Annotated in this window: 1 protein-coding gene; it reads left to right on the top strand. The window is 48.2% G+C overall.

Annotated features, from left to right (window positions below; genetic code table 11):
* Nucleotides 1-747, top strand: a 747-nt coding sequence (locus tag MM213_RS21125; protein ID WP_241414787.1) for a PorP/SprF family type IX secretion system membrane protein, incomplete at both ends; no start/stop codon positions are given.

The raw sequence follows: 747 nt of genomic DNA, 5'->3' as shown, positions 1-747 counted from the left end.
TCGTGATCAGTGGATAGGATTCCCCGGTGCACCGAAGACGTTTACCGTAACGGCTGATTTGAGTGCGAACGAGGAGACTATGGGTTTTGGCATATCGTTGATGAGTGACCGTCTTGGCCCGGTGACGACGAATGTAGGGATGTTGACGTATGCCTATAGGATCCAGACCGGCCGGAAGAGTTTTCTTGGCCTGGGTGTGAGTGCAGGGGCGAGCGAGTATGCCATAGACGGGAGTATGCTAGACCCCAATGAGCGTGATGACATGAATCTTCCCGAGGGCAGGGTCAACTTGTTCACACCGAACATGAATGCGGGTTTGTTTTTCCATACGGATAGGTTTTATGCTGGGTTTAGTACGTTTAATTTGATAGGGAGGGGCTCCCTAAGGAGGGAGGATATATCGCTTGCATTCCATGATTTCCATTACTATTTGACGGCCGGTGTATTGTTGCCTTTGGGTGGAGTTGTGGATTTCAAGCCCAGTTTTTTGATCAAGGAAGTGAAGGGAGCACCAACGAGTTATGACCTGAATGCGATGTTTCTGTTCAATGAGCGTCTTTGGCTTGGCGGATCCTACAGGTCGAATGTACAGTTTGGTATGGACCACCTACAGGACAACCTGAACCAGCGCAATGCCGTAGCGATGATCATGGAGATATTTGCGACTCCCAATCTTCGTTTGGGATATGCGTATGACCACAATATAAATGTTTTGAGTGATTTCAAGAATAATTCGCACGAGATATC

The sequence above is a fragment of the Belliella alkalica genome (genome assembly GCF_022549785.1).
Classification (GTDB): domain Bacteria; phylum Bacteroidota; class Bacteroidia; order Cytophagales; family Cyclobacteriaceae; genus Belliella; species Belliella alkalica.
The sequence above is the reverse complement of the archived record's forward strand: the minus strand, read 5'-3'. Positions and strand labels throughout refer to the sequence as shown.